Source organism: bacterium, assembly GCA_009926305.1.
Classification (GTDB): domain Bacteria; phylum Bdellovibrionota_C; class UBA2361; order UBA2361; family RFPC01; genus RFPC01.
In genome coordinates this window covers 1-1289 of the sequence record RFPC01000236.1, presented here as the reverse complement: position 1 = coordinate 1289, position 1289 = coordinate 1, and the positions used below count along the sequence as shown (strand labels likewise).

The 1289-nt window shown below is 48.8% G+C and carries 1 protein-coding gene; it reads right to left on the bottom strand.

The window, feature by feature from the left end; translation table 11 throughout:
• Window positions 1-130 precede the first annotated feature (130 nt).
• Window positions 131-1289: hypothetical protein (locus EBR25_14135; GenBank protein ID NBW42109.1), on the bottom strand; the 1159-nt coding region annotated here is incomplete at its 5' end.

Genomic DNA, 1289 nt, shown 5'->3' with positions numbered 1-1289 from the left:
ATTAGAAGAGATTACTAGGGGGCAGCAATGGACTTTGTAGCAATAGATTTTGAAACTGCTAATGAGGACCGAGGCTCCGCCTGCGAGGTGTCCCTTGTTCGATTTTCAAAGGGGCAGCCCACAGAGAGTTTCACAAGATTTCGTTGACTACCTTTTGAAGGTAACTTCGATTTAGCCAAAAAGCGTATTTCTTCTCCCATGTCCCCTGGGGAGTCATCTGAAGGTCTTTTGCATTTCTAGCCTTTGGGCGTACATGTGAGACTTCATTTTCAGAGGACTTAGGGAAGTCGTAGTTGCCAGCGATGACTCGCCTTTTTGTCTCTTCCCAGACCTCCCTTGCCATTTCCCGCTCCGCATAAGGCATATTCCAATAGCCGACTTTTTCTAGCACTTCAGAGCCGTCAGATTTCTCTTTGAATATGGTGAATAGGAACCTGCGCTCGATACGACGACGGAAATCTGAGTCATCCCAAGACTCTTCCACAATTTCCAGATACTTAAAGCTTGGAAATGACATAGCCTCCCTAAGGCTGCCCGAGGCTTTCGCTCGGATGGTCTTTAGTTCTATGTCAGCCTTCTGAAGCTCAGGCACCGATGAGCCGCCGTTAGAAAGTATTGACAGCACTAAAGCTCGGTGATGACCCTTGTTTGAATCTGGTGAGCTGTCGACACCAGTGCGCTCAGCTATCTCTCGAACGGTGAGACCTAGGAATGGAGAAAAGACTCTTGAGGTCGCAGACTCTAGGGTCGCATCGGCAGCATGCAATAGCGCATTGTCCTTTTCCCCATGTAGCAGCGCTGTCAGATAGCTGCTCTTGATGGCGAAAGACCTAGGTTTGGAGAGCACTGACGAGTGGGGCTGCTTCTTCAAACCCCTGCCTTTTCCAGCTCCACTTGTAATTGCTTCCAGGTAAAGAGTGTCCCCCGAGGACAGTTCGTGGGCTTTCCCTTCACGAACAATCTGTTGAATCCGTTCATAATCCCGCTTGAACTGGGCAGTATCCACAGATTGCGGGTCAGTAAGGTCAATTTGAAGCTGCAGGTGATGAAACTTCAGGTCTGCAAGCTCAAGGGTTTCGTCATAAAGGTAAGTGAGTAGGAGCATCTTGCCGCACTTGCGAACCAATCGTGATTTCAGCCAGGTCTCTGTAGCTATTTCGAAATAATCGATTGCTGTGAGTTTGAGGCGCTCTTTGGCTTCCAGCCGTCCATTCTTATGAGTCAAGCCCGTGGTCTTCAGCTCGAGGCCTGCTTTTTGAAAGTCTGGTTCAGGTTTATTACTCACTTCC